This window comes from Streptomonospora litoralis, assembly GCF_004323735.1.
Taxonomy (GTDB): Bacteria; Actinomycetota; Actinomycetes; order Streptosporangiales; family Streptosporangiaceae; genus Streptomonospora; species Streptomonospora litoralis.
The window spans coordinates 397,633-421,137 of the sequence record NZ_CP036455.1; the positions used below are offsets into that span (position 1 = coordinate 397,633).

20 protein-coding genes and 1 tRNA gene are annotated in these 23,505 nt (G+C 71.9%); 13 read left to right on the forward strand and 8 right to left on the reverse strand.

What is annotated here, in order from left to right; all coding sequences use genetic code 11:
• Nucleotides 1-43: 43 nt before the first annotated feature.
• Nucleotides 44-550: an O-acetyl-ADP-ribose deacetylase gene (locus EKD16_RS01830; protein WP_131096781.1), complete on the reverse strand. Its 507-nt coding sequence runs from the start codon at nt 548-550 to the stop codon at nt 44-46.
• Nucleotides 551-1,254: 704 nt separating this feature from the next.
• Between EKD16_RS01830 and EKD16_RS01835 the strand changes: the two genes are divergently transcribed.
• The 3 genes from EKD16_RS01835 (at nt 1,255) to EKD16_RS01845 (ending at nt 3,003) form a co-directional block, all read left to right on the forward strand.
• Nucleotides 1,255-1,617, forward strand: a complete 363-nt coding sequence (locus tag EKD16_RS01835; protein ID WP_131096782.1) for a BlaI/MecI/CopY family transcriptional regulator — start codon at nt 1,255-1,257, stop codon at nt 1,615-1,617.
• Nucleotides 1,618-1,621: 4 nt separating this feature from the next.
• Complete coding sequence (locus tag EKD16_RS01840) at nt 1,622-2,563, forward strand: M56 family metallopeptidase (RefSeq protein WP_131096783.1); 942 nt, start codon at nt 1,622-1,624, stop codon at nt 2,561-2,563.
• 155 nt (nt 2,564-2,718) lie between these two features.
• Entirely contained in the window at nt 2,719-3,003 is a 285-nt protein-coding gene (locus EKD16_RS01845; RefSeq protein WP_165498471.1) for a DUF2516 family protein, read from the forward strand.
• Here the strand turns inward: EKD16_RS01845 and EKD16_RS01850 are convergent.
• From EKD16_RS01850 to EKD16_RS01860, 3 genes are all read right to left on the reverse strand, one after another.
• Nucleotides 2,890-5,448 (reverse strand): hypothetical protein, encoded by a 2,559-nt coding sequence (locus tag EKD16_RS01850; protein ID WP_131096784.1) that lies wholly within the window; start codon nt 5,446-5,448, stop codon nt 2,890-2,892. The two genes, EKD16_RS01845 and EKD16_RS01850, sit on opposite strands and share 114 nt — an antisense overlap.
• A 48-nt stretch (nt 5,449-5,496) precedes the next feature.
• Complete coding sequence (locus EKD16_RS01855; protein WP_131096785.1) at nt 5,497-6,456, reverse strand: neutral zinc metallopeptidase; 960 nt, start codon at nt 6,454-6,456, stop codon at nt 5,497-5,499.
• An 82-nt stretch (nt 6,457-6,538) separates the two neighbouring features.
• On the reverse strand, nt 6,539-7,519 hold the full coding sequence (locus tag EKD16_RS01860) for a neutral zinc metallopeptidase (RefSeq protein WP_242677193.1): 981 nt from the start codon (nt 7,517-7,519) through the stop codon (nt 6,539-6,541).
• 162 nt (nt 7,520-7,681) lie between these two features.
• On the opposite strand from EKD16_RS01860, the gene EKD16_RS01865 reads away from it, so the two are divergent.
• Both EKD16_RS01865 and dtd read left to right on the forward strand, forming a co-directional pair.
• On the forward strand, nt 7,682-9,475 hold the full coding sequence (locus tag EKD16_RS01865) for a DUF2207 domain-containing protein (RefSeq protein ID WP_131096787.1): 1,794 nt from the start codon (nt 7,682-7,684) through the stop codon (nt 9,473-9,475).
• An 81-nt stretch (nt 9,476-9,556) separates the two neighbouring features.
• Complete coding sequence (gene dtd / locus EKD16_RS01870; RefSeq protein ID WP_131096788.1) at nt 9,557-9,982, forward strand: D-aminoacyl-tRNA deacylase; 426 nt, start codon at nt 9,557-9,559, stop codon at nt 9,980-9,982.
• Nucleotides 9,983-10,015: 33 nt separating this feature from the next.
• Here the strand turns inward: dtd and EKD16_RS01875 are convergent, their stop codons facing one another.
• Together EKD16_RS01875 and EKD16_RS01880 are read right to left on the reverse strand one after the other, a co-directional pair.
• Nucleotides 10,016-10,717 (reverse strand): response regulator transcription factor, encoded by a 702-nt coding sequence (locus EKD16_RS01875; protein ID WP_131096789.1) that lies wholly within the window; start codon nt 10,715-10,717, stop codon nt 10,016-10,018.
• Entirely contained in the window at nt 10,714-11,892 is a 1,179-nt protein-coding gene (locus EKD16_RS01880; protein ID WP_131096790.1) for a sensor histidine kinase, read from the reverse strand. The genes EKD16_RS01875 and EKD16_RS01880 overlap by 4 nt, the downstream gene beginning before the upstream one ends.
• Before the next feature lie 123 nt (nt 11,893-12,015).
• Here EKD16_RS01880 and phoU point away from each other — a divergent pair, with 123 nt between their 5' ends.
• The 3 genes from phoU to ispF all read left to right on the forward strand — a co-directional run bounded on the left by phoU (nt 12,016) and on the right by ispF (nt 14,136).
• On the forward strand, nt 12,016-12,693 hold the full coding sequence (gene phoU / locus EKD16_RS01885) for a phosphate signaling complex protein PhoU (RefSeq protein WP_131096791.1): 678 nt from the start codon (nt 12,016-12,018) through the stop codon (nt 12,691-12,693).
• 452 nt (nt 12,694-13,145) lie between these two features.
• Entirely contained in the window at nt 13,146-13,628 is a 483-nt protein-coding gene (locus EKD16_RS01890; RefSeq protein ID WP_131096792.1) for a CarD family transcriptional regulator, read from the forward strand.
• A 34-nt stretch (nt 13,629-13,662) separates the two neighbouring features.
• A complete protein-coding gene (gene ispF / locus EKD16_RS01895) occupies nt 13,663-14,136 on the forward strand; it encodes a 2-C-methyl-D-erythritol 2,4-cyclodiphosphate synthase (RefSeq protein ID WP_207391409.1) in 474 nt (157 codons plus the stop codon).
• A 185-nt stretch (nt 14,137-14,321) separates the two neighbouring features.
• On the opposite strand, the gene EKD16_RS01900 is transcribed toward ispF, so the two are convergent.
• Nucleotides 14,322-16,304, reverse strand: coding sequence for a DUF2637 domain-containing protein (locus EKD16_RS01900; protein WP_131096794.1), 1,983 nt, complete (start codon nt 16,302-16,304; stop codon nt 14,322-14,324).
• A 472-nt stretch (nt 16,305-16,776) separates the two neighbouring features.
• Here EKD16_RS01900 and cysS point away from each other — a divergent pair, with 472 nt between their 5' ends.
• The 4 genes from cysS to EKD16_RS01925 all read left to right on the forward strand — a co-directional run bounded on the left by cysS (nt 16,777) and on the right by EKD16_RS01925 (nt 20,331).
• Nucleotides 16,777-18,180, forward strand: coding sequence for a cysteine--tRNA ligase (gene cysS / locus EKD16_RS01905; protein ID WP_131096795.1), 1,404 nt, complete (start codon nt 16,777-16,779; stop codon nt 18,178-18,180).
• Between the two features lie 349 nt (nt 18,181-18,529).
• A complete protein-coding gene (gene rlmB, locus EKD16_RS01910) occupies nt 18,530-19,546 on the forward strand; it encodes a 23S rRNA (guanosine(2251)-2'-O)-methyltransferase RlmB (protein ID WP_131096796.1) in 1,017 nt (338 codons plus the stop codon).
• Between the two features lie 44 nt (nt 19,547-19,590).
• Nucleotides 19,591-19,663 (forward strand) — tRNA-Thr (locus tag EKD16_RS01915).
• Between the two features lie 437 nt (nt 19,664-20,100).
• A complete protein-coding gene (locus EKD16_RS01925; protein ID WP_131096797.1) occupies nt 20,101-20,331 on the forward strand; it encodes a hypothetical protein in 231 nt (76 codons plus the stop codon).
• A 447-nt stretch (nt 20,332-20,778) separates the two neighbouring features.
• Here the strand turns inward: EKD16_RS01925 and EKD16_RS01930 are convergent, their stop codons facing one another.
• A complete protein-coding gene (locus EKD16_RS01930; RefSeq protein WP_131096798.1) occupies nt 20,779-21,357 on the reverse strand; it encodes a TetR/AcrR family transcriptional regulator in 579 nt (192 codons plus the stop codon).
• A gap of 110 nt (nt 21,358-21,467) precedes the next feature.
• Here EKD16_RS01930 and EKD16_RS01935 point away from each other — a divergent pair, with 110 nt between their 5' ends.
• Nucleotides 21,468-22,523 carry an NAD(P)H-binding protein gene (locus EKD16_RS01935; protein ID WP_131096799.1) on the forward strand — a complete coding sequence of 352 codons (1,056 nt, stop codon included), beginning with the start codon at nt 21,468-21,470 and terminating at the stop codon, nt 22,521-22,523.
• Nucleotides 22,524-23,505 lie beyond the last annotated feature (982 nt).

Genomic DNA, 23,505 nt, shown 5'->3' on the forward strand with positions numbered 1-23,505 from the left:
ACCTGGATCCTAAAAGCCAAGGTCAAGGAAGTAATCCGGTGCTCTAACCGAGTGCGCGGGAGAACGCCTCGTAGGCTTGCGCGTCGAACAGTACGAACCGGACCTCACCCAATGTAGGCGACGATTCGGTAACGGACCGCACGGCGATGTCCGCTGCGCTGTCCATCGGCCAGCCGTAGACCCCGGTCGAAACCGCGGGAAACGCGACGGTGGCGGCGTTCAGCTCCTCGGCGACCTCCAGGCTGCGCCGGTAGCACGAGGCGAGGATGTGCGAGCGGTCCGCCGAGGCGCTGTAGACCGGGCCGACCGTGTGGATCACCCATGTGGCGGGCATTTCGCCCGCCGTGGTGGCCACCGCGTCGCCCGCCGCGAGCCCGTCGGGGTGAGACGTGTCACGCAGCCTGCGGCACTCCTGGAGGATCCGCCCTCCGCCCGCCCGGTGGATCGCGCCGTCGACGCCGCCCCCGCCCATCAGCGAGGAGTTGGCCGCGTTGACGACGGCGTCCACCCGCTGCTCGGTGATGTCGCCCTGAACAAGAGTGATGTCCATCGTGCGTCCCTTCCTCGGTGTTCTCCCGTCGACTGCCCAGGGTTCCCGCGGAGACGCACATTCCGCTAAGTCGTCTGCGGCAACACTCCTCCAGGGTGCTGGCCGGTGGCCCGTGCGACGAAGGGGCGGCGTTGGGCCGCCGCGGGCCGGTCGGCGCGTCCAACGCGTGGTTTTCCCCGTTTTCCGGCCGCTGGCTGGTCGAAACCCTGCGTTGGGCGGCTACCGGTCTCGCCGAGTCTGTCTGTGGGGCCGGATTCGGCGCCGAATCCGGCCCCACAGACAGACTCGGCGCGGCTGTTCCCGATGCTCGCCGCCCCGTCGCAACCGTCACCGGCGGGCACCCGACCCGGTGTCCGCGGGCCGGGTCATCCGCTGCCGTCGCCGCCGCTTTTCCCGAAGACCACCCGCCGCCCGGCAGATCAGCAAGACCGCCCAGCCGACCCCAGCCGTCCCCGCCGGCCACCGCCACCGGCGAGCACCCGGCCGCCCATGGGAGCCGGCCCGATCCAGCGCTTCTTGACCAGGGCATAGTCTCCGATCACCTGCCGGAGATCGTGATCGTCCACGTCACCACGTTGGACTGAGCCGAATCGAGTACAGCACCAACCCGGGTATCCCACCGCCGAAGCGGGTAAAACTGGGCGCAGTGGGCCTGACCGTGGGCCGCGACGCCGTGTAGTACTACCGGGAGTAGACTCAAAGTCATGAATCGGCTCGGTGACCTCGAACGCGCGGTGATGGATGTACTGTGGCAGCGGAACGAGCCTCTGACGGTCCGTGACGTGGGCCGCGCCCTGGCTGACCGCGACCTTGCGCACACCACCGTTATGACCGTGCTGGACCGACTCGCCAAGAAGGGGGTCGTTGCACGGGCCCGCGAAGGGCGCGCATGGCGCTACAGCCCGGCCGCCAGCCGGGAGAACTACGTCTCGGAGCTCATGATCGACGCTCTCGGCGAGACGGGCGACCGCGACGCCGCGCTCGCGGCGTTCGTCCGATCCATGAACGGCAGCGAGGCCGAGGCGCTCCGGCGCGCGCTAGAGGAAGCCGACGAGCCGAGGACATAGCGGAATGCTCAGTGCCGCACTGCTCACCGCCATCGCAGTCAGCTGCTTCGCGGCAGCGGCACGGCTCCGTCGCGCCTCGTGGCCCCGCCGCGGACCCTACGTGGCCGTCATCGTCTGGCAGGTGCTCGGCCTGGCCTGGGGCTTCTCCACCATCGGCGCGCTGCTGGCTTTCGGTCTGGCGCCCTACGGCCGCGGGGTCGTGGGCGGGTTGATCGCTCTCGTGGAGGACGCGGGTACGCACAACCTCTACCTCTCCGAGGTCGCCGATACCTCACTGGGCGCGACCCAGGTCGGGGCGGTGATCCTGGCCTTCAGTCTCACCCTGCTGCTGTTCACCGGACTGGTGGCCTCCTTCGTGCAGGTGCTGCGGGTGCGCCGGCGCCACCACGACCTTCTCGGCCTCGTCGCCCACGACGACCCCGAGGTGCCCGGTGCCCGCATCCTCGACCACCCGGCGGCAGCCGCCTACTGCCTGCCCGGCGTGCTGCGCTCGGAGGTCGTCATCAGCGCGGGTGCGCTGGAAGTCCTCGACCGCAGCGAACTGGCGGCCGTCATCGCCCACGAGCACGCCCACCTGCGCCAGCGCCACGACCTCGTGCTGCTGCCGTTCTCCTCGCTCAAGCGGGCGTTTCCGCACGTGCGGATGGTCGAGACCTACTACCGCGCGGTCGCCCTGCTGATCGAGATGTGCGCCGACGACCAGGCGCGCCGCGAGCGCTCCCCCAAGGAGCTGGCCATGGCGCTGCTGCGCTTCGGCGCGTCGGGCAGCTCGCCGGTGCCCGCCGGGGCGCTCGCCGTCACCAGCGACGAGCCCGAGGTCCTGACCCGCGTGTCCCGGCTGCTCCACCCGGTGCAGCAGCTGACCCGCCGGCAGACCGCCGCCGTGCTCAGCGCGGCCGTGGCCCTGCTCGGCGCCATCCTGGTGCTGTGGCACATGCCGATGTAGACGTCTCCGTGCCTGCCCCTGGTCGCGTCCTGCCGCGGGCGGCCGGGCACGATCGCGGCGGCTCGGACGTTTACTGTGGGAAGAGGCCGGGGGCGGTGCCGCCGGCAGACCATCCGCCACGAGGTTCGGAGCGTTCTGTGCTCGGCATCCTGGATATGCTTTGGTGGCTCATCTACGTCGCGATCTTCGTCACCAGCCTGTTCGGCCTGGTCGACGCGATCCGCACGCCCGGGCAGGCTTTCCCCGCGATGGACAAGCAGACCAAGAAGCTGTGGGTGGGGCTGCTCGCCGTCGCGACGTTCGTCTCGTTCAGCGCGGTGTTCACCTCAACGCGCTTCCTCGTCTTCATCGCGCTGATCGCTGCGCTCATCTACCTGCTCGACGTCCGCCCCGCCGTCCGCGGAATCGGACGCGACCAGGGGCCCCGCGGACGCTGGTAGGCCCTCGCCCGCCGGCGGCGCGGTGCGTTTCCGGGCCTGTGCGGCGGACGCGGACGACGCCGAGTCTCCCGAGTCCGCCGCGTCGTCGCCGGAGCGTGCGGTCGGCACTGCGGAGTGCGCGGCCGGAGGGGCCGCGGCTCCGCCGTCCTTCGGCCCGGCGCCGACCACCGATGCGTCCCCCGCCCCGGTGAGCAGCGCCGTGGCGTGGCGCACCGACTCCGCGTACATCGGATCCCGCGTGTAGTAGGAGTGTCCCAGGATCGGCGGATACAGCACCTCACCGGGCCGCACCCCGTAGTGGCGCGGATCCGGCAGCGGCTCCGCGTAGCCCACCGCGCGCACGCCGCCGTCGGCCGCGGCGAGCACCGGGCCGCCGATCGGGTCGGTGGCCCGCCACAGGTTGCGCCAGTGCGCCGTGCGGATGCGCAGGTCGGTGAACGCCGCCGGGCCGAAGTAGGCCGGGAAGTAGCACGCGTACAGCCGTGACAGCGGCGCCCCGTGCGTCATCAGCGCCACCCGGTCACGGCAGCGGGCGGGCGCCTGCCACAGCGTCGCCGCGGCGAGGACCGACCCCTGGGAGTGGCCCGAGAGCACGATCGCAGTTCCCCGGTCGGTCATGTCGGTGACCCGCGCCACCAGCTGCGGGACCGCCCGTTCGCCGTAGCACGGGGGCGCCAGCGGGTGGGCCAGCCGCGGCCAGAACGTGCCGACATCCCACAGCACCCCCACCGCCTGGCGTGTGGGCTTGTCGCGGTATGCGCTGCCGCCCAGCGCCATCAGCGCCGCCAGGAACCCCCCGCCGAGGAACGAGCCGACTCCCACCAGCACCGTGAGCACCCTCTGCGGCCACCCTGCCGTTACGGCGGCGGGAGGTCCCATCGCGCTCTCCTGGCCGGGCACCGGTGTGAGCTGCCCGGTCAGCACCGAGTACAGCACCAGCCCGACCAGCGCCGCCACCGGCAGCAGCAGCGCCGCCAGACAGGCCGGCAGGTACTCGGTGACCGCGCCGAAGGCGCGGGCCCGCGCGATGTCGCGGGTGCGTCCGGCCTCGACCGGGCGGCCGTACATCCGCGCCGCCACCCGGGCCTCTCGGCGCGCCCGCCGGCGCAGCGCCACAAGCACCGCACCCGCGCACAGCAGCGCGATCGCGGCCTCCAGGGTGAAGGCCAGCTGCAGCCAGGAGTAGGCCGCGGCGGGCCGCAGCACGATGCAGCCGCCCGCCTCGGCCCCCGGGTAGTAGCAGCCGCCCAGCCATCCGGCGGCCTGGTAGACCACGGCCGCCGACAGCGCGCCGCCCAGCAGCGTGCCGAGGATCGCCGCGACCGGCCCCGCCATCCCCGCCAGCGGCACCCGCGTGCGCGAAGCCATGGCGCGGTGGAGCGCGATCGCCGCGGCAAGCAGCACCGCGCCCAGCACGCACTGGAGGGCGAACAGCGAGTTCAGCAGCGTCGCGTACCCCGGCAGCGGACCCTCGGCGCTCCAGCCGGGGCGCGGCCACAGGGCATAAGCCAGAGCGGCGATCAGCAGCACCAGCGCGATGTTGCGCAGCAAGCGGCAGGCGGTGTCGGCCCGCCGCTCCCAGCGCCGCGTGGAGCCCGGCACCACCGTGCCGGCAGCGCTGAGCACGGTGGTCGCCGCCAGCAGGACGGCGATCGGCAGTCCCGCGGCGGCGCCGCGGATCGACAGTCCGTCGTATTGCAGGGCCGGGGCGGCCAGCAGGAAAGCGACTACACAGACTGCGACCGCGATATGCGCCGAGCGCAGCCGCGCCGTCTGCGTTGTGCCGTGGCGCCAGAAGTCCGCACCGCTCAGCGGTGCCTGGGCGCGCGGGGCGGGGGTGGGCAGCGCCTCGGTGACGACACCGGCGGAGCTGCGCTGCGACAGCCACCACAGCAGCGCGATCACCGACAGGGGCAGCAGGGCGCCCGCGGCCGGCGCCCGCGCCGGTTCGGCCAGCGGCAACGGCGGCGCCGACAGCATGCTCAGTAGCGGGCGCAGCTGGACGCACTCCCGGCCGTACCCGGCGCACTGCCAGCCGGCGAGGTCCATGCCCACGCCCGCCGCGGCCAGCACCAGCAGCGCCGTCAGGCTAAGCGCCAGCAGCCGGGCCGCCGCGCGGTAGGTGTGCTCGGCGAAGGCCGCCCAGCGCGACGGCGACTCCGCGCCGCGGGCCGGGCGCATCCAGTAGGCGAGGTTGACCAGCATGAACGGCAGCAGCAGTAGCCACAGCGCGCGCGAGGAGCGCCCCGAGGTCAGCTTGCCCCAGGCGAAGATCTCGCGGGGCACCCCCGGAACGGTTTCGGTGTCTTCCTTGCGGCGCCACCGGAAGAACCCGGCGAGGGGACCACCGGAGACCCGTACGGCCGGTTCGACGTCCAGCAGCTCCGCGGCCGCTCCGCCGCTGACTCCGTGTACCCGCAGTTCTACCGCGTGCATCTCCGGCATGCCGCAGATTCTCGCACGGAACGCCGCCTCCGGGCCGTATGGAGCGGGCTAACGCAGCACCGACTCGTCGTCCACGGTCCAGGTGTTGCAGGCCCCCGGGGCCTGCTGCTCCAAGCCGTGCTCCAGCCACAGCACGCTGTTCTCGGCCGTGCCGTGGGTGCGTTCCTCAGCGGGCGCGTCGGCGCGGTCGGCGGTGGCGGCGGCGTCGTCGAGGATCGCGTCGACGTCGTCCTCGTCCAACGGGTAGGTGACTTCGACCGAGCCCAGGAAGGCCCCCGCCAGGCAGTTGGCCTGCAGTTCGCTCTTGCGGGTCCAGGCGTTCTGCTCGACGCGCGTCGGCTCATCGGCGCGCTGGTCGTGGTAGTACTCCAGCAGCCCCGCCTCGCCCTGCACGTGGTGGCCGTATTCGTGGGCCAGCAGCGACGCGTAGACGGCGCTCCGCTCGTTGCCGCCCCATTTCTCGACGACGTCGCTCGTGCCGATGTAGACGCTTTTGACGGCCCGGCAGTAGAACGCTCCGGCCGCAGAGGGGTAGTCGCGGCACGGGCTGGATCCGCTCTCGCTCCAGTAGACGCGGCGCGGCGGCTCGAAGGGGATGCCGGCCTCCTCGAACTGCCGTCCCCAGGCGTCGTCCAGGCAGTCGGTCATCGTGTTCAGGAACCGCTTCATGGACGCGGGTTCGTGGACGTCCAGCTCCGGCGCCGGGCACGGCAGCGGCATGAGCGGCCCCGTCGCGTACAGGGGGTTGTCGACCAGGGCCGAGTGCCCGGCGGGGCGCCGGGTGTCGGCCGGCGCGCCGGCGCCGGGAGTACCGGCGAGGTCGGGGGCCGTCCGGTCGGAGGTGGCGGCGGGGCGGGCGCCGGGCCGACCGGTGTCGTCGGTGGAGATCCAGGTGACGAGGGCCAGCCCCAGTAGCAGGGCGGCCAGGGCGGCATAAAGCGCCGTCCGGCGGCGGGCTGTGTCGTGGCCGCCCTGGCCGCCGGGGAACCTTCCGGAGTGCGCCCGCATGCGCTATCCGCCGGTCAGCGCAGGCCCGGTCCGGCGGCGGCCGCCGCCCGATCCGCGCTCGTTTCCGTGCTCGTGCAGATATTCAATCGACCAGCTCCTCCCGCGCCTCCCAGGTGTTGCACGCCGCAGGATCGCCGCGGTCCATACCGTGGGCGGTCCACATCCGGCCGCTTGCGGGCGAGCCGTGTGTGCGCTCGCTCGGGTCGAAGTCGCCGCGCCGCTCGGCGTCGGCCAGGATGTTGGCGTGCTCCTCCGAACCGATCGGGTAGCTCTCGGCCACCGCCCCCAGGAACAGACCACCCAGGCAGTTGGCCTGCAGCTCGCTGCGCCGGGTGAGCCGGTCCTTGGCCGAGCCGTCGTCCTCGGCGGCCCGCACGCCGTGGAAGCGGTCGAGCAGGCCCGCCTCGCCCTGGACGTGGTGGGCGTACTCGTGGCTGAGCAGGAACGTGTAGGCCTCGGGGTGCTTGCTCTCGGCGGAGTTCTCCACAATGTCCTCAATACCCAGATAAAGCCCTTCGTTCGCCTGGCAGTAGAAAGCGGCCGTCCCCGCGGTGGGAAAATCGCCGCACGGGCTCTGGCCCGCGGTGTACCAGTAGATGCGGCTGGGCGCGTCGAACTCCAGGCCGGTGCCGGCGAACTGCTTGCGCCAAGCGGTGTCGAGGCAGGTGGTCAACTCGTGCAGGAAGTCCTCCATCGACGCCGGGTCGTCGGCGTCGAGTTCGGGCGCCGGGCAGGTGACTTGCGTCATCGCCCCGCTGGCGTAGAGGGGATTGCCGGTGAGGGAGTCCGTACCGGTGTCCCCGGGCGCGGACCGCTCGGCCGAGACGGGGGCGGCACCCGGTGGGTCGCCGGCGGCGACCGGACCGGCGTGGGCCGGCGCACCGAACATCGCTGAAACGCTGATGAAGGCGGCGAATCCGGTGGCGCTCAGACCGGTGAGCAGCACTAGCAGGACACCCAGGCTCAGCCGCTGCCGCGGTCGGCGGGCGTAGGGCGGGAGTGCGTAGGCGCTGCCCTCGTCCGCCCGGCGGCGGACGGCGGTCGCCCTTCTGCGTGCGGCCAAGCGCCGTGCCACCTCCCCCTCGATGCCGGTTCGTCGCGCGGACAGTGCTTTGCAGGCCCCCATGAAGATTATGCCGGTCCGCAGTGACATATGCAGGTCGAGACCGGTTTCGGCCGATCACTCTTACCGCCGGGACAACGCCGAACGATAGGCTCTCACGTCATGTGGCGGGTTGGAATCGCACGGGCGGCGGCCGCGGCCGGGGCCCTCATCGCGCTGTCCGCAGCCGCGTCCGCACCGGTGGGCGCGCATCCGGCGGCCGCGGCGCAGGGCGACTCCTCGCCCTCCGTCGCCGCGTCGCTGCCCGCCTCGGTTCCCGACGACGGCGCGAACCGCGGAACCACCAACGCCATCCGGCTGAACCTCGACGAAAAGGGCGTCCTGCACGCCGAGGAGTCCATCTCCTTCGGCCAGGACCCGCCGGAGGAGTTCGTCCGCACGTTCTCCGTGCGCGAGTCCTATGACGCCGACCACAGCCGCATCTACAAGATCGAACGCATATCGGCCGTCGACGGCAGCGGCCGCGACGTGCCCGTTTCCACCGACAAGGGTGGCGGCACCCTCGACATGCGGATGGACACCGCGGGCCGCTCCGAGGTGGTGCTGCGCTACACCGTCCGCGGCGCCGTGGACCCCGTGGGCGACGGCACCGAGCTGGAATGGACCGCCGTCGGCGGCTACAGCCGGACCGTCGCCGAGACCACCGTCGTGGTCGACGCGGCCGTCCCGCCGGTGGCGCTGTCCTGCACCGCGGGCGAGGCGCGCAGCTCCATCTACTGCACCTCCTCCGACATGGGCGGGCACCGGGCGGTGCTGGCCCGCTTCCTGCAGACCGACATGAACCCGGGGGAGGCCCTCCGCATCGTCGTGGGCTACCCCGCCGGCGCCATCGGCGGCGAGGCGATCGTCGAACGCGACTGGTCGGTGCAGACGGCCTTCGCCATCACGCCGCTCACCGCCACCGTCTTCGGGCTGCTGCTGCTGGTGCCGGTGGGCGTGCTGGTGGCGCTCATCCGCATCCGCGGACGGGACGAGCGCACGCTGCGCACCGAGGCCGCCGCCGGCGACAGCGCTCCCGTCGACGCCTCGGGCCCCGGTGCGGACGGCATCCGCTTCAAACCGCCCGACGACGTCCACCCCGGCCAGATCGGCACCCTGATCGACGAGCAGGCGGACGTCGTCGACATCACCGCCACCGTCGTCGACCTGGCCGTGCGCGGCCATCTCACCATCCGGGAACTGCCGCACGCGCAGTACTCGGCCACCGACTGGCGCCTCGACAAGCTTCCGCCGCCCGCCGACGACGAACTGCTGCCCTACGAGCGGATGCTGCTCGACGCCCTCTTCCACAACGGCGACCAGGCCAAGGTCTCCGAACTGGGCCACAGCGGCTTCCCCGCACGGCTCTCGGCGGTCCGCGAAGAGCTGTACCGCGACATGGTGCGGCTGAAGTGGTTCGCCTACCGGCCCAACCTGGAGCGCAACCGCTGGGCCACCGCCGGGATCGGCATCACCGTGCTGGGTGTGGTGCTGACGACGGTGCTGGCGGTGTTCACCGAGGCCGCCTTCACCGCCCTGGCGGTGATCATCGCCGGCGCGGCCGTGACCGTGGGCGCCCAGTTCATGCCCGCCAAGACGCGGCAGGGCAGTGTGGTCTTCGCGCACACTTTGGGCTTCCGCTCCTACCTGCTCAGCGCCGACGCCGAGGACGTTCCGCAGCGGCACCGAGTGAGCCTGTTCTCCCGCTACCTGCCCTACGCGATCATCTTCGACAACGTCGAGCGGTGGGCGGCCGTTCTGGCCTCGGCGGGAAGCGAAGGCGCGGCCGACGGCCTGCCCTGGTACATAGGCCCCGACGACTGGCGGCTGCAGGACTTCGCGGACTCCATCAAGACCTTCGCGCTCACGCTTACCGGCGTGATCTCCAACACGCGGCAGTTCCGCACGCTGAACTGAAGGCTCTGCAGGCCCTGAAGGCGGGGACACATCGGCCGCGCCCGGCCTGGCCGGGGCGGTCGCCAACGTAGGGAGGAACGCATGCGGGCGGTTCTGCAGCGGGTCGCGCACGCTTCGGTGACCGTCGGGGACGAGGTCGTCGGCGAGATCACCGGGCCGGGGCTGCTAGCCCTGGTCGGGGTCACCCACACCGACACCGCGGCCGAGGCCGGGCGCCTTGCCGCCAAGATGTGGGGCCTACGCATCCTCGACGGCGAGGCGTCGTGCTCGGACATCGGCGCACCGCTGCTGGTCGTCAGCCAGTTCACCCTCTACGGCGACGCGCGCAAAGGCCGCCGGCCGACCTGGCAGGCGGCGGCGCCGGGGCCCGTCGCCGAACCGCTCGTCGACACCGTCGTCGAGGAGCTGCGCGGCCTCGGCGCCCACGTCGCGACCGGCGTGTTCGGGGCGCAGATGTCGGTGGCGCTGACCAACGAAGGGCCGTTCACCGTCGTCGTCGAGGTGTGAACGGCCTCCGCCGATTCGCGGCGGCCGCGGACGCTACTCCTCGGCCGCCCCCGTCACCGGCTCGAACTTGTAGCCCAGTCCGCGCACGGTCACTATGAACTCCGGGTTGCCGGGGTCGGCCTCGATCTTCGCCCGCAGCCGCTTGACGTGCACGTCCAGGGTCTTGGTGTCGCCCACGTAGTCGGCGCCCCAGACGCGGTCGATGAGCTGCATGCGGGTCAGCACCCGTCCGGCGTTGCGCAGCAGCACCTCCAGCAGCTCGAACTCCTTGAGGGGAAGCTGGATGCTGTCGCCGCGCACCGTCACCACGTGCCGCTCCACGTCCATCCGCACCGGACCGGCCTCCAGCGCCGTGGGCAGCAGCGCCTCGTCCTCGCCGCGCCGGCGCAGCACGGCGCGGATCCGGGCGACCAGCTCGCGGGAGGAGAACGGCTTGGTCACGTAGTCGTCGGCGCCCAGTTCCAGGCCGACGACCTTGTCGATCTCGCTGTCCTTGGCCGTCAGCATGATGACCGGGACGTTGGACTTCTGCCGCAGCGTCCGGCACACCTCGGTGCCGGGTAGGCCGGGCAGCATCAGATCGAGCAGTACCAGGTCGGCCCCGGTCCGGTCGAAAGCCTCCAACGCCACCGTTCCGGTCTGTGCGACCGCGACCTCGAACCCTTCCTTGCGCAGCATGTACGAGAGGGCATCGCTGTAGGATTCCTCGTCCTCAACGACGAGTACACGCGTCACTGTGCTGCCTCCTGATTTGATCTTTCACCGGGGCCGGGACGCTCCCGGGTCTGGGCGTCGGGCAGACGCAACGTGAACGTCGAGCCCGAGCCCTCCTTGCTCCACACCGTGACTTCGCCGCGGTGGTGGGTCATGATGTGCTTTACGATCGCGAGCCCCAGTCCGGTCCCGCCGGTGGCGCGGCTGCGCGCGGCGTCGACACGGTAGAAGCGCTCGAAGATGCGTTCCAGGTCCTGGGCGGGGATCCCGATCCCCTGGTCCGCCACGCTGATCTCCACCATGTCGTCGGCGGCCTCCACCGAGATCGACACCCGCGTGCGTTCGGGACTATAGGCGACGGCGTTGGCGACGAGGTTGCGCATGGCGGTGACCAGCAAGCCCTCGTCACCCAGCACGACGGCACCCTCGGTGCCGCTGGCGACGAGTTCGATCTCCTTGGTCTCCGCGGCGGTCCGGACGAAGTCCATGGCCTCGTCGACCACCACCTCGACGGGGACGCGGTCGGGATCGGCCATCGGCTCGGCGCCCTGGATGCGGGACAGCGTGATGAGGTCCTGGATGACGCTCGTCAGCCGGGCCGACTCCTGCTGCATCCTGCCGGTGAAGCGGCGCACCGCCTCGGGGTCGTCGCTGGCGTCCGCGATGGTCTCGGCGAGCAGGGACAGCGCGCCGACGGGGGTTTTGAGCTCGTGGCTGATATTGGCCACGAAATCGCGGCGGACCGCCTCGACACGGCGGCGCTCGGTCTGGTCCTCGGCCAGCACCAGCACCAGACCGGTGCCTCCCAGCGGCGCCACTCGAACAGCGAACGAGGTGGAGTCGGGGCCGAATTTGCGGACCGCGACCTCGATCTCGGTCTCGCGGATGACGCCGTCGCGGCGCACCTGCCGGGCCAGCGCCAGCAGGTCGCTGATGACCAGCTCCTCGCCGCGCACGATCCCGTAGGCGCGCGCTGCGGAACTGGCCCGCAGCACGCGGTCGGCCGGGTCGAGGACGACCGCGGAGGACGGCAGGGCCGCCAGCACCTCGGCGATCCCCGCCGGCAGCTCCGTTTGCCGCGGCGGCTCCTGGGCACGTCTTCCGCCCGACTCGCTGATGCGGAACGCCAGGCCCGCCGCGACACCTGTCACGAGGCCGACGAGTCCCGCGATAGCGGCGAGCAGTTCTCCTTGCACGCTTCGATCGTAAGCTGCGGATGCGCTGCTTTACCCTGCTGACCACGGCTTACAACCGAGGTTCTGTGATTGTTCACCGATGATTCCGGAATGATTCAGCTACGAACTGGGACGATGTGAACCATGCGCGATACGTATCATGAGGAGCTTGACTCCCTCAGCGAGCGCCTCGTCGAGATGACGCGGCTTGCCCGTCACGCGGTCGCACGTGCGACCACCGCACTGCTCGACGCCGACCTGAATGCGGCGCAGGAGGTCATCTCGGGCGACGAGGAGCTCAACCGGCTGGATGAGGAGATCGAGGCCACGGCGTTCGACCTGATGGCCCGGCAGCAGCCGGTGGCACGTGACCTGCGCATCATCATCACCTCACTGCACATGGCCGGCGATCTGGAGCGCATGGGCGACCACGCGGTGCACATAGCGAAGATCGCGCGCCGCCGCCACCCCGACTCCGCCATCCCCAAGGAGTTGCGCTCCACGGTGCTGGAGATGGGCCACCAGGCCGAGCTGCTGGTCATCAAGGCGGGGGAGGTCGTCTCGGAGCGCGACGCGGAGAAGGCGCTCGAACTCGACTCCGACGACGACCGGATGGACCGGCTGCGCCGTCGGCTGCTCACCCGGATCCTCGACCCGAACTGGCAGCACGGGGTCGAGGCGACCATGGACGTCACCCTGGCCGGGCGCTTCTACGAGCGCTTCGGCGACCACGCGGTGCACGTCGCCGACAACCTCGTTTACATGGTGACGGGGGAGCGGCCCAACGACCAGGAGCGGGAGACCGAGGGCCCTCGGGCCTAGCGCCGGTCCGCCGGCGTGCGCCGTGCGCCGGTCGGCGCCCTGGGAATCGGCACTGCCGGGTCGGCCGTCTCGGCGACGGGGAGCGCGGTCGGCCCGGCTGCGTGCCGCGGCCGCAGCCGGGGTGCGGGGCCTCGCACCCCCGCGAGCTGCGCTTGGGCCGAAGCGGGGCGCCAAACCCCGGCCGCTGCACGCGAGCGCGAACGCGGTGAGATGATGGGGTGGGAGGTACCTCCTTCGGGCATCCCCCGCGCGCCGACCAGAGGCGCGCGCGACAGCGGGTGGCAGCCGCTGCGGCCGTCGTCAGGCACGTATTCCGGAGTGGCCGGAAGCACCTGACGTGAGCTTTGTCAAGACCCCGAATGCGGCACTGACCTGCGCGTACGTAAACCCGATAGGTACGTTAAGTCACAGATTCGTGGTATCCTGGTGGTAGCGGAAGGGGTACTTGTCACATGACTTTCAAGGTCGGCGACACCGTTGTCTACCCCCATCATGGGGCTGCTCGTATTGAGGCGATCGAGACTCGCACCATTAAGGGCGAGGATAGGACCTACCTCGTTCTCCGGGTCGACAAGGGTGATCTCACAGTACGCGTACCGGCTGAGAACGCCCAGGACGTCGGTGTTCGCGACGTTGTCGGGCAGGACGGCCTGGACCATGTCTTCGAGGTCCTGCGCGCACCGCACACCGAGGAACCCACGAACTGGTCGCGGCGCTACAAGGCGAACCTGGAGAAGCTCGCCTCCGGCGACGTCAACAAGGTCGCGGAGGTCGTGCGCGACCTCTGGCGGCGCGACAAGGAGCGCGGGCTCTCGGCCGGCGAGAAGCGCATGCTCGCCAAGGCGCGCCAGATCCTCGTGAGCGAGCTCGCGCTCGCGGAGAAGACCAACGAGGACAAGGCCGAGGCGCTTCTCGACGAGGTTCTCACCAACTGACAAAAGCCACGAAAACGACCGCATTATGACAAGAATGCCGAGGGTGGGCGTCGGTACCGACGTCCACCCTTTTGCTTCCGGAAGAATTCTCTTTCTGGCCGGATTGGAATGGCCGGACGAAACCGGCGTGAGCGGCCATTCGGACGGCGACGTCGCCGCGCACGCCGCCTGCGACGCACTGTTCTCGGCGAGCGGCCTGGGCGATCTGGGCAGCCAGTTCGGCACCGGCGATCCCCGTTGGAAGGGCGCCTCCGGTGTCGCTTTGCTGACCGAGGCAGCCGCGCGGGTGCGCCGAGCCGGCTTCGAGATCGGCAACGTCGCGGTGCAGATCATCGGCAACCGCCCCAAGTTCGCGCCGCGCAGAGCCGAGGCCGAACGGGTGCTGTCAGCGGCCGCGGGTGCTTCGGTGTCGGTGTCGGCCACCACCACCGACGGTCTGGGGCTGACCGGCCGCGGCGAAGGCATCGCAGCCATCGCCACGGCACTGTGCGCACCCCTGGACTCCTGACCGCACGGCGGCGAGCCGCGGGCGGCGCACGCCGCCAGAGCCGGGATTCAGGAGCCGCCCTGCGCGCCAGGCGCGGCGCGGGTCCGGCGCGCCGCATCGAGACTGTACGCACGGTCATGCTCGGCGCCGAGAACGGCGCCACGGAGAGTCTCGCCACTCCTGCGGTGCCCGACGGCCGACCCCCTTTACTCCTCGGGCGGTGTGGGCTCGCTGCGCACCCGGTTGGACGGCGGGTCCTCCGGCGGCTGCGACGCGGGGCCGCGACGGGGCGACCGTCGCGGCTTGAGGACCATGGGGCGCTTCTCTATCGGCGGCACCGCGGGGTAGGCGAGGCCGCGGGGCGGCTCGTGGGACTCGGCGTCGGAGGGAAGCGGGGCCGGGGCCGGATCGCCGTTCTCGGTTTCGGCGGAGACCGGCGCGGGACCGGTAGCAGGCGCATCGGCGGCAGGCTCGCCCTCGTCGCTGGTGGGGTCGCCCGCGGGCAGGTCGTGCACGAAGCCGTCGGTGTCCTCGGCAGCCTGCGGCGCCGCGGGCGCTTCGGTCGCACTCGCGGCGTGATCGTCGCCGCCGCCGTGCCTGTCACCTGACGCCGGCTCGGCGGTCGGCGGCGCGGGCGCGGCCCGCTTGATGGGGTTCTCGGCTGCGCCGGGCGTGCGCTTGGGCAGTTCGGGGGCGCCGCGCTCCGCGGGGCCGCCTTCGCCCTCGGGCGCGGCGGCCGGTGCGCCGGGAGTTGCGGAACCGGTGTCGTCGGCAGCGGCGGCGGTGGAGGCGGGGGCTTCGGGCGCGGGTGTGTCGCCCGTCGGCTCCTCCCGCGCGGCGGGCACGGCGTCGGTCCGGTACGTCTCCGGACCGGTGAGGTGGTCGCCCGACTCCCCGTCCCATCCGGCCACGGCGGTCTCAGGCGCGGTCGCTTGGGCGGCGGGTCCGGCGTCGGCCACGGAGCGCTCCGGGGGTGCGGGGTCGGTTCCGCCGGGGGTGTCCTCCGAGACTTCCGCCGGTGCGGCGCCGGGGGGAGGAACCTCCGGATCGGCGCCGGAACCGGGTTCGGGCCGCTCGCGCTCGGCTGCGGTGGGCGTCTCCGCGGCGTCCGGCGCGGGCCCCTCCGGTTCTGTGCCGGTCTCTGTGACGCGGGCCTCTGCCGCCGCGGAGTCGGCGGACCGCGGCCCGTTCTCGGCGGTCCTCGGCGCTTCACCGCCTGCGGAGACCGCCGACGCGTTGGGCCATAGCAGGGCGGTGGGCGAGTCGTCGCGTTCGTCCGATGCCGTGTCCGGCCTGCCCGCCGCCGTCTCCGCCTGCTCCGTCGGCTGCGCGGTATCGCCGCTCCCCTCCCGGGCGCTGCCGCGGCGGCGGCCGAGGAAGCCCATTCGGCGGCCGCGCCCCGGCCCGGACGGCTCGGGTGCGGCAGGCGCGGGATGTTCAGGACGCGTAGGACGCTCGCCGGGCTGGGGACGCGGCGGATGCAGGCCGGGATCGCGGAAGTCGGCCGGTTCGGTTTCGCGCGCCGGCCTCGGGTCCTCGCCGTCCGGCTCGAACGCGGGCGCGGGTTCGGCGCCGCGTCCGGAATCCGCCGGGGTCTCCGGCTGCAGGACTTCGCCGAGGGGCTGGGTGTCCTGCCGGCGGTCGACCGCGGGGGGAGCGGGCTCCGTATCGGGTTCCGCGCGTTCGGTGCGCCCCTCGCGGGAGGAGCGGGGGCGGGTGCCGGGGATCTCCCCCCGTACGTGCATGACCACCCAGAGGAACAGCCGGAAGGCCACGAGGAGCGCCACCCAGGGAGCGACGGCGGCAACGACGAGCGCGACGTCGGGCACCAGCACGCGGTCGCCGGCCTGGAGCGCGCTCGCGCCGGCGCCGAGGGCGACCAGGGCGAGGATCAGGCCGTCCACCCACAGGCGGCGCGAACGGGGGGCCGTGCGCAGCACGTAGCTCGTCCAGAGGGCCATGAGCACCAGCAGTGTGAACCCGGCCGGGTAGAGGTGGGCGTAGCGGCCGTCGATGTCGCCCTGGACGGCGACCTGGTAGATGCCGTTGTAGGAGAGCAGGACGGCGCAGGCCGCGATCACCAGGACGCCGAGAGCCGTGACGAGCACGGCGGCGACCGGGGAGCCGGAGCGCGGCGGTTCGACGGTATTGCGTGCACTCGGGGTTCGGGAGGAGCTTTTAACGGCCATCGTGCGCAGAAGCGTAGCCGAGCGAACGCGGCGAACACGAGGTACCGCCCGAAACCGACCGCATAGCGGTGTACCGCCGCGAGACGTCCATGCGGAATTCTTCCGGTTCGACAGTGGCGTTCGCTGCGCGGATCACGGATCGGCGGCCGATGCAGCGGCGGGATGCGTTTTTCCGGACAATCGATGCGGAATTGCGGACGGCCCATTTTCGACTCGGCAGGTTTCCGCTATCCGGGGCAGCCTGCGGGGCGGTCCGTTCCGGGCGTTCCGGCCCCGTGGGTGTGATGGGTCACATCACGTTAATACCCGGGTCATGGCGGGACCGCAAGGATGCGCCGCTGCGCCAGGAGGCCACAGGTCGGCCGAGCGGCCGCGGACGCGGGTGCCGGGAGGCGGGTGCGTGCGCGGACAGGGGCGGTCGGCTGTGGACACCGCGCCCGTGGTAAGGAAGCGAACCGCTACCCTGGGCGGTGTGAGTCTGCGCTTCTATGACACCAGTGCCCGCCAGGTCCGCGACTTCACACCCCTGCGCGAGGGGCGTGCATCGCTGTACCTGTGTGGCGCCACGGTGCAGGCGCCGCCCCACATCGGCCACATCCGGTCGGGCGTGAACTTCGACATCCTGCGCCGATGGCTGGAGTACCGCGGCTACCGCGTCACGCTCTGCCGCAACGTCACCGACATCGACGACAAGATCATCGACGTCGCCACCGGGGAGGGCGTCGAGTGGTGGGAGGTCGCCGAGCGCAACCAGCGCGCCTTCACCTCCGCTTACGACATCCTCGGCTGCCTGCCGCCCACGGTCGAGCCGCGTGCCACGGGCCACGTGCCCGAGATGATCGAGCTGATGCGCCGGCTGATCGACCGCGGCCACGCCTACGTCTCCGAGGACGGTTCCGGCGACGTCTACTTCGACGTGCGCTCCTTCCCCGGCTACGGCGCGCTGTCCAACCAGCGCATCGAGCAGATGCGCGGCGCCGGCGACACCGAGGACGACCGCCGCAAGCACGACCCCCGCGACTTCGCCCTGTGGAAGGGCGCCCGGCCGGGCGAGCCGAGTTGGGAGACCCCGTGGGGGCGCGGCCGCCCCGGCTGGCATCTGGAGTGCTCGGCCATGTCGACCAAGTACCTGGGCAGCTCCTTCGATATCCACGGCGGCGGGCTCGACCTCGTGTTCCCCCACCACGAGAACGAGGTCGCCCAGTCCAAGGCCGCCGGCGACGGTTTCGCCCAGTACTGGCTGCACAACGGGCTGCTGGCCGTCGGCGGCGAGAAGATGAGCAAGTCGCTGGGCAATTCGCTGCTGATCCCGATCATGGTGCGCAAGGTGCGGCCGGTCGAGCTGCGCTACTACCTCGCCCAGGCGCACTACCGCTCGATCATCGACTACTCCGACGAATCGCTCCACGAGGCCGCCGCCGCCTACCAGCGCATCGAGGGGTTCCTGGTCCGCGCTTGCGAGGTCGTCGGCGACGTCGAACCCGCGGCCGAGGTCCCCGATCCGTTCGCGGCGGCCCTCGACGACGACCTCGGCGTCTCGCAGGCGCTGGCGGTCGTGCACGGGCAGGTGCGCGAAGGCAACACCGCCATCACCGAGGGCGCAAAGGAGCGGGTCGCCGAAGCCGCCGGGCGGGTGCGCGCGATGACGGCCGTCCTCGGCCTCGACCCGCTGTCCGACACCTGGGCAGCAAGCGAGGGCTCCGGTCTGCGCGACGTGGTCGACGCCCTGGTGGCTGTCGCCCTCGACCAGCGCCAGGCCGCCCGCGGACGCAAGGACTACGCGGCCGCCGACGCCATCCGCGACCGGTTGCTCGCCGCCGGCGTCGTCGTCGAGGACACCCCGCGCGGGCCTCGCTGGGAACTGCGGCGCGACTGAGTGGGCGACGACGCGCCCGTGCGAGCGGCGGGGACGGCCGCCGTTCCTCCGTAGCGAACGACGGCCCGGCCGGCGCGCGCTCCGCCATGCGATGGCGCGGACACCCGCCGGTATGGGCGACCATGGAGGGAGCGCCGCAGGAGCAGCACGGACTCCGCGGGGGACGAGGCCCGCGGCCGTCTTTCGCTCCGGCGCCGATCGCAGGGCTGTGTACGCAGCCCGGACACATAGGCGCAGACCGGTCCTCCGGATCGTGCGCGCGTCAGGCGACCGGGCCGAACCACGCGGACGGGCTCCACCGGCGCGGCGCGGCACCAGCAGCGTCAACCGAAGGGTGAGGACGGCAGCCATGCCGGCGAAGAAGAGCAAGAAGGGCCCGACCAAGGGCAGCGGCGGCAAGGGGAAGCGCTCCCTGGAGGGCAAGAAGGGCACACCGGCGGCGGAGGACCGCCACTGGTACGCGGACAAGCAGCGCCGGGACGCCAAGAAGAAGCCGGCGAAGCCCGCCGCGTCCGCCCCGCCGCGCGCCGCCGGCGGCGACGGCCGCGCCAAGGGAGCCCAGCCGGGTACCGGCACTGCGCCCTCCGGCGGCGGATCGGACCTCCTCGTCGGCCGCAACCCGGTCGTCGAGGCGCTGCGCGCGGGCATGCCGGCCACCCGGTTTTTCCTGGTCAACAGCCTGGACCAGGACGAACGCGTCACCGAGGCCGCCCGCCTGGCGGGCGAGGCCGGCCTGGAGATCCGCGAGGTCTCGCGTTCGGAGCTGGACCGCCGCTGCGACAGCCAGGGCCAGCCGGGCGCAGCCCACCAGGGCGTCGCGCTGCAGACGCGGCAGTACCGCTACTGGGACCCCGAGGACATGCTGGAGGCGGCCAGTGCCACCGCCCAGGAGACCGGCGTGCCGCCGCTCATCGTGGCGCTGGACGGGGTCACCGACCCGCACAACCTCGGTGCCGTCGCCCGCTCGGCAGCGGCCTTCGGCGCCCACGGCCTACTGATCCCCGAGCGCCGCGCAGCCGGAGTCGGCATCGCCGCCTGGAAGACCTCGGCCGGCACCCTGGCCCGCCTTCCCGTCGCCCAGGCCACCAACCTCACGCGCACCCTGAAGTCCTACAAACAGTCCGGCGTTTTCGTCGCGGGCCTCGACGGCTCGGGCGAAACCGAACTCGACGCCCTCAACGTGGCGACCGACCCCCTGGTGGTCGTCACCGGCTCCGAGGGCAAGGGCCTCTCCCGCCTGGTCCGCGAGACCTGCGACGAGGTCGCCCGCATCCCGATCAGCGGCGCCGAGTCCCTCAACGCTTCGGTAGCGGCCGGCGTAGCCCTCTACGAGGTAACCCGCCGCCGCGCGACGTCGGGGCACTGACCACCAACGGGTACGATGCGACTGTGCGCCCCTGGGCGGCGCAGGCCGACGTAGCTCAATCGGCAGAGCAATCGCCTTGTAAGCGATAGGTTAGGGGTTCGATTCCCCTCGTCGGCTCTTTTTATGTTCGAAACCGCAGGTGAGAGCGGTGACACGCAACCGCCGCCCGGTGGCGCGCCGCTCCACCCACGCCCGTTGCGCCTCGGACGGCTCATCCGGGACCACGTTCGGATCCGCCGCGAGGTGCCAGCCCCCTCGCACTGAGCCCGGCGAATGGACCGCTTGCGCTTGGCGCAGCCCGGCACCGTGGTTCCAGCGTGGACCCGCACGGAACGTCCACAAACTCGGTTTGGCCCGTGCTGACGTCGGTACGCCGTAGGGAGGCGGGCTGGATGCAGCCCCCTTGTCGGTCGCGAGCTGTTCGCCGACCTCCCGCACGAGCGGTTGCGCTTGGCGCTCGGCGCGTGTGGACTTATCGGTCGCAGTAGGCATCAGTCGACCATCACCGTCAGAGAGCGGGAGTCCGTGACCGCATGAGAGACCAGAAACCGCGGATGTTCCCGCTCTTCCTCTCGGGAGCGCCCCTGCTCCTCATCCCGGTTTTCGGCTGGTGGCTGTGGAGCAACGGAAGTTATGCGTGGCAGCTTGTGGCCCTCGTGTTCCCATTCGCCCTGCTGAACCTGATCGGCGAAGTGACGGCATACCGGAACCGCGTCCACCTGAGTGCCGATGTCGACCGATGGCCGCTTTCCACGAAGCTGCACGGCAGCCGGGCGCGGCCGTAATCCGTGCGGCTCGGGTGTACATGGACCTCGCCGGCGCTGTGATCTGTGCGCGGGTCGCGGCTGAGTCCTACATGGACGGAGTGGTTGCGGGCGCTGTGGTGGGCGCCGTCTTTTGCATTGGGAGTCTCATCGGCGGTGTAAGCCACCTGGTGGACTACGTGCGCGACCGGCGACGACTGCGGGTTCACCCGTCCACCTCCCCCGACGACCCGACGAGGTAAACCAGGCCGGCCGAGAGAGCCACAGCCGCAACGGCAATAGGCGTTCGGACGAGAACCCGGTCCTTTTCCCGGGGACAACGGCACAGACGGGGGCGGAGCAGGAATTCGGCTAACGGGCACGGGCGCGCATGCGCCGAATCTGTCCGTGCGGCCGTTCTCGGTGCCGACATCGGGCCTGCGGATATGCTCGGCGCGCCGTCGGGGGCCCGGATCGATCCAGTGCTTCTTAAGGCGACGGCGTACTCGTGAGGTGTCTCATCGCCGACAGGGTCTGGTTGACGGTGGCCGGAAGGTCGGGGTCGCCGTGCTGCTCGAGCCAGCGGTGCACCGCTATCCGGAACGTGGTCACGGCGATCTCGGCCGCCAACCGGGCGGTCAGGCCGTCGACGCCGCGGTCGCGGAAGCCCTGCTCCAAGCTTTCCGACAGCAGCGAGAACTTGCGCAGCTCGCGCTCATGCAGGGCCGGTTCGGCGTCGATCGCGGATCGTCGGCGTAGCAGGTAGTCGAGGCTGCGGCCCTCGAACATCTCGGCCGCGGTGGGGGCCAGGCCCTCGGTGATCAGCTCCATCGGGCCGAGTGAGGGTGGGGCCTCGGCCATGAAGCGGGCCACCTGCTCGGGGACCAGCTCGTCGCCGGCGAACAGCACCTCACGCTTGTCGGCGAAGTGCCGGAAGAACGTACGGGTCGTGAGCCCCGCCCGTGCCGTGATCTGCGGCACCGTGGTCTCGGCGAAGCCCTGCTCAAGGAAGAGATCGAGCGCAGCCTGCTCCAGTCGTTCCCGCGCGCCCGGCTGCCATCGCCCCATGCGGCGGAGTCTAGTGATGGCACGTCGTTGCGGCGAACATTAGTGATGACACGTCGTGTCGTACTATGCGATAGTGATGACACGACGTGCCATGACCAGTGGGGGCGAACATGACGGGTGAGATCTGGGTGCTCGGCGCGACCGGACGCGTCGGGCGCCAAGCGGTGGAGCGTCTGCAGAAGGCGGGCGCCGAGGTGGTGGCGGTCGGCCGCGATCGGGAGCGGCTGACCCGGGTGCATCCAGACGCCCGGGTGGTGACCGGCTCGCTCGACGAGGTCTGCGCCCGGCTGGCCACCGAGGCGCCGACCGTCGTGGTCAACACGGTGGGCCCGTTCGCGGTCACGGCGCCGCGCGTCGCGCGGGCCTGCCCGCCGGGCACCCACTACGTCGACGTCTCCAATGAATCGGACTCGTTCGAACTGCTCCACGGCATGGACCGGGACGGGGCGGCGACCGGTCGCACGCTGGTCTCCGGGGCGGGCTTCGGTGTGCTCGCGACCGAGGGCATCCTGCTGCATCTGCTGGCGGACGGGGACAAGCCTTCGCGAGTACGCGTCGACGCCCTCGCGTCGGTCGCGATCGAACCCGGCGCCCTCGGCGAAGCCCTGGCCGCCTCCATCGTGCGCGAGTTGCTCGACGGTGGCCGTGAGGTGCGGCAGGGCCGGATGGCACATGCCCGGGTCGGCGGTGCCGCCGAGCGATTGACCACCCCCGACGGCGACGTGGTCACCACGGCTTCCCTGGGGAGCGGCGAGCTCTTCGCGGCGTGGCAGGTCAGCGGTGCCCCATCGGTGATCGGCGCCTCGGCTCTCGCCCCGGCCAATCCGGTCGTCCGAGCGGCTATGCCGGCGATCGGCGGCGTGCTGCGACTGCCCGGCGTGGCGGACTTCGCCACTCGGCGGCTCGCCGGCGTCAGGACGGCCACGACCAAGGAGCGCCCGCGCCCATCGTCCTGGGGCCGCGCCCGAGTCGAATGGCCGTCCGGTCGCGTGCGTGAGGGCTGGCTGCGCACCGGCGAGGGCATGACGTTCACGGTCGGCGCCGTCACCGAGGTGGCCCAGCGCCTGGCCAAGGACGAAGGCCGCCCCGGCGCGTTCACCCCGGCCGGGCTCTTCGGCCCCGAGGTGGCGCTGGCCGCCGGCGCCGAGTTCGTGGTCACGGACTGAGCACCGCCGACTCCCCGGCGGGGCCGGAGCCCCACCGCCTAGTTCGCCCCCGAGCCCAGGCGGATCCTGCCCCGCGTGGCCTTGTAGAGCGCCCTGGGCAGCGGGGAGACCGGGACGCCGGGCAGTTCGCGCAGCTGCCGCTCGTAGGATCCGGGCCGCCCGGCCGGGCGTTGTTCCGGCTCGGAGGAGGGGTATCCCGTGCCCTCGATGAAGGCCCTGGCCTCCTCCGATCCGGCGACGGCCGAAACCGGTGGGACCGTGGCCCGGCTCGGTCGCGGTCCCGACGGGTGCTCAGCGGGCCATGTCGGGGCGGCCGCCGTGCCCGTCGGCGAAGGAGCGGAAGCACCGGCGGGAGGCCCCGGCGATGCATACCCCTCGATGGCGTATCCCGTCGGCGGCGCCGACGACGGCCGCTGCGGCTGTGCACCCGGGTACCCGCCGGAAGGTGTCGCATGCCGGAACGCCTCCTGCGGTCCCGACCCGGTCGGGGCGGTCCGGCCGGTCGACGCGGCGGCCCCGGGGTTCTCGGCCGTCCACTGCGGGGTTTGCGCCGCCGGCGATGCGCCTGCGCTGTGTGGATCGTGCGCGCTCGGCTGTCGGTACTGCGGCCGCGATCCGGGCGGCGGCGAGCCCGCGTCAGGCCGCACCGGGGTTTCCGACGGCCCGGAACCGGGTGTCGTCGGTCCCCACGGCTGCTGTGGCCCCGATGCCGCATCTCCCGACGGCGGTGCCGACGGTCGGCTTCCGCGCCCCTGGGGGCCGCCGGTCGACCGCACGGCGCCCCCGTGGGACGCGGTTTCGCGGGAAACCTGAGGCCCGGTCGGCGGGCGCGCGGGACCTGCCTGCTCGCCGGTATCGCCGTACCGCTGTCCCCACGCCTCCGGGCGCGCCGAGGCGGGAGGTAGGGGGCCACTCGGTTCCCGGGCGTCGGCGGGCTGCTGCGAGCCGGAACCGGGTTGGTGACGGGAACCCGCCTGAGCGC

Bases quoted from the DNA above. Each gene is read 5' to 3' on its own strand.
- EKD16_RS01830 (WP_131096781.1), bottom strand. From the start codon at position 550: ATGGACATCACTCTTGTTCAGGGCGACATCACCGAGCAGCGGGTGGAC.
- EKD16_RS01835 (WP_131096782.1), top strand. From the start codon at position 1,255: ATGAATCGGCTCGGTGACCTCGAACGCGCGGTGATGGATGTACTGTGG.
- EKD16_RS01840 (WP_131096783.1), top strand. From the start codon at position 1,622: ATGCTCAGTGCCGCACTGCTCACCGCCATCGCAGTCAGCTGCTTCGCG.
- EKD16_RS01845 (WP_165498471.1), top strand. From the start codon at position 2,719: ATGCTTTGGTGGCTCATCTACGTCGCGATCTTCGTCACCAGCCTGTTC.
- EKD16_RS01850 (WP_131096784.1), bottom strand. From the start codon at position 5,448: ATGCCGGAGATGCACGCGGTAGAACTGCGGGTACACGGAGTCAGCGGC.
- EKD16_RS01855 (WP_131096785.1), bottom strand. From the start codon at position 6,456: ATGCGGGCGCACTCCGGAAGGTTCCCCGGCGGCCAGGGCGGCCACGAC.
- EKD16_RS01865 (WP_131096787.1), top strand. From the start codon at position 7,682: ATGTGGCGGGTTGGAATCGCACGGGCGGCGGCCGCGGCCGGGGCCCTC.
- dtd (WP_131096788.1), top strand. From the start codon at position 9,557: ATGCGGGCGGTTCTGCAGCGGGTCGCGCACGCTTCGGTGACCGTCGGG.
- phoU (WP_131096791.1), top strand. From the start codon at position 12,016: ATGCGCGATACGTATCATGAGGAGCTTGACTCCCTCAGCGAGCGCCTC.
- EKD16_RS01890 (WP_131096792.1), top strand. From the start codon at position 13,146: ATGACTTTCAAGGTCGGCGACACCGTTGTCTACCCCCATCATGGGGCT.
- ispF (WP_207391409.1), top strand. From the start codon at position 13,663: ATGCCGAGGGTGGGCGTCGGTACCGACGTCCACCCTTTTGCTTCCGGA.
- EKD16_RS01900 (WP_131096794.1), bottom strand. From the start codon at position 16,304: ATGGCCGTTAAAAGCTCCTCCCGAACCCCGAGTGCACGCAATACCGTC.
- rlmB (WP_131096796.1), top strand. From the start codon at position 18,530: ATGCCGGCGAAGAAGAGCAAGAAGGGCCCGACCAAGGGCAGCGGCGGC.
- EKD16_RS01925 (WP_131096797.1), top strand. From the start codon at position 20,101: ATGTTCCCGCTCTTCCTCTCGGGAGCGCCCCTGCTCCTCATCCCGGTT.
- EKD16_RS01930 (WP_131096798.1), bottom strand. From the start codon at position 21,357: ATGGGGCGATGGCAGCCGGGCGCGCGGGAACGACTGGAGCAGGCTGCG.
- EKD16_RS01935 (WP_131096799.1), top strand. From the start codon at position 21,468: ATGACGGGTGAGATCTGGGTGCTCGGCGCGACCGGACGCGTCGGGCGC.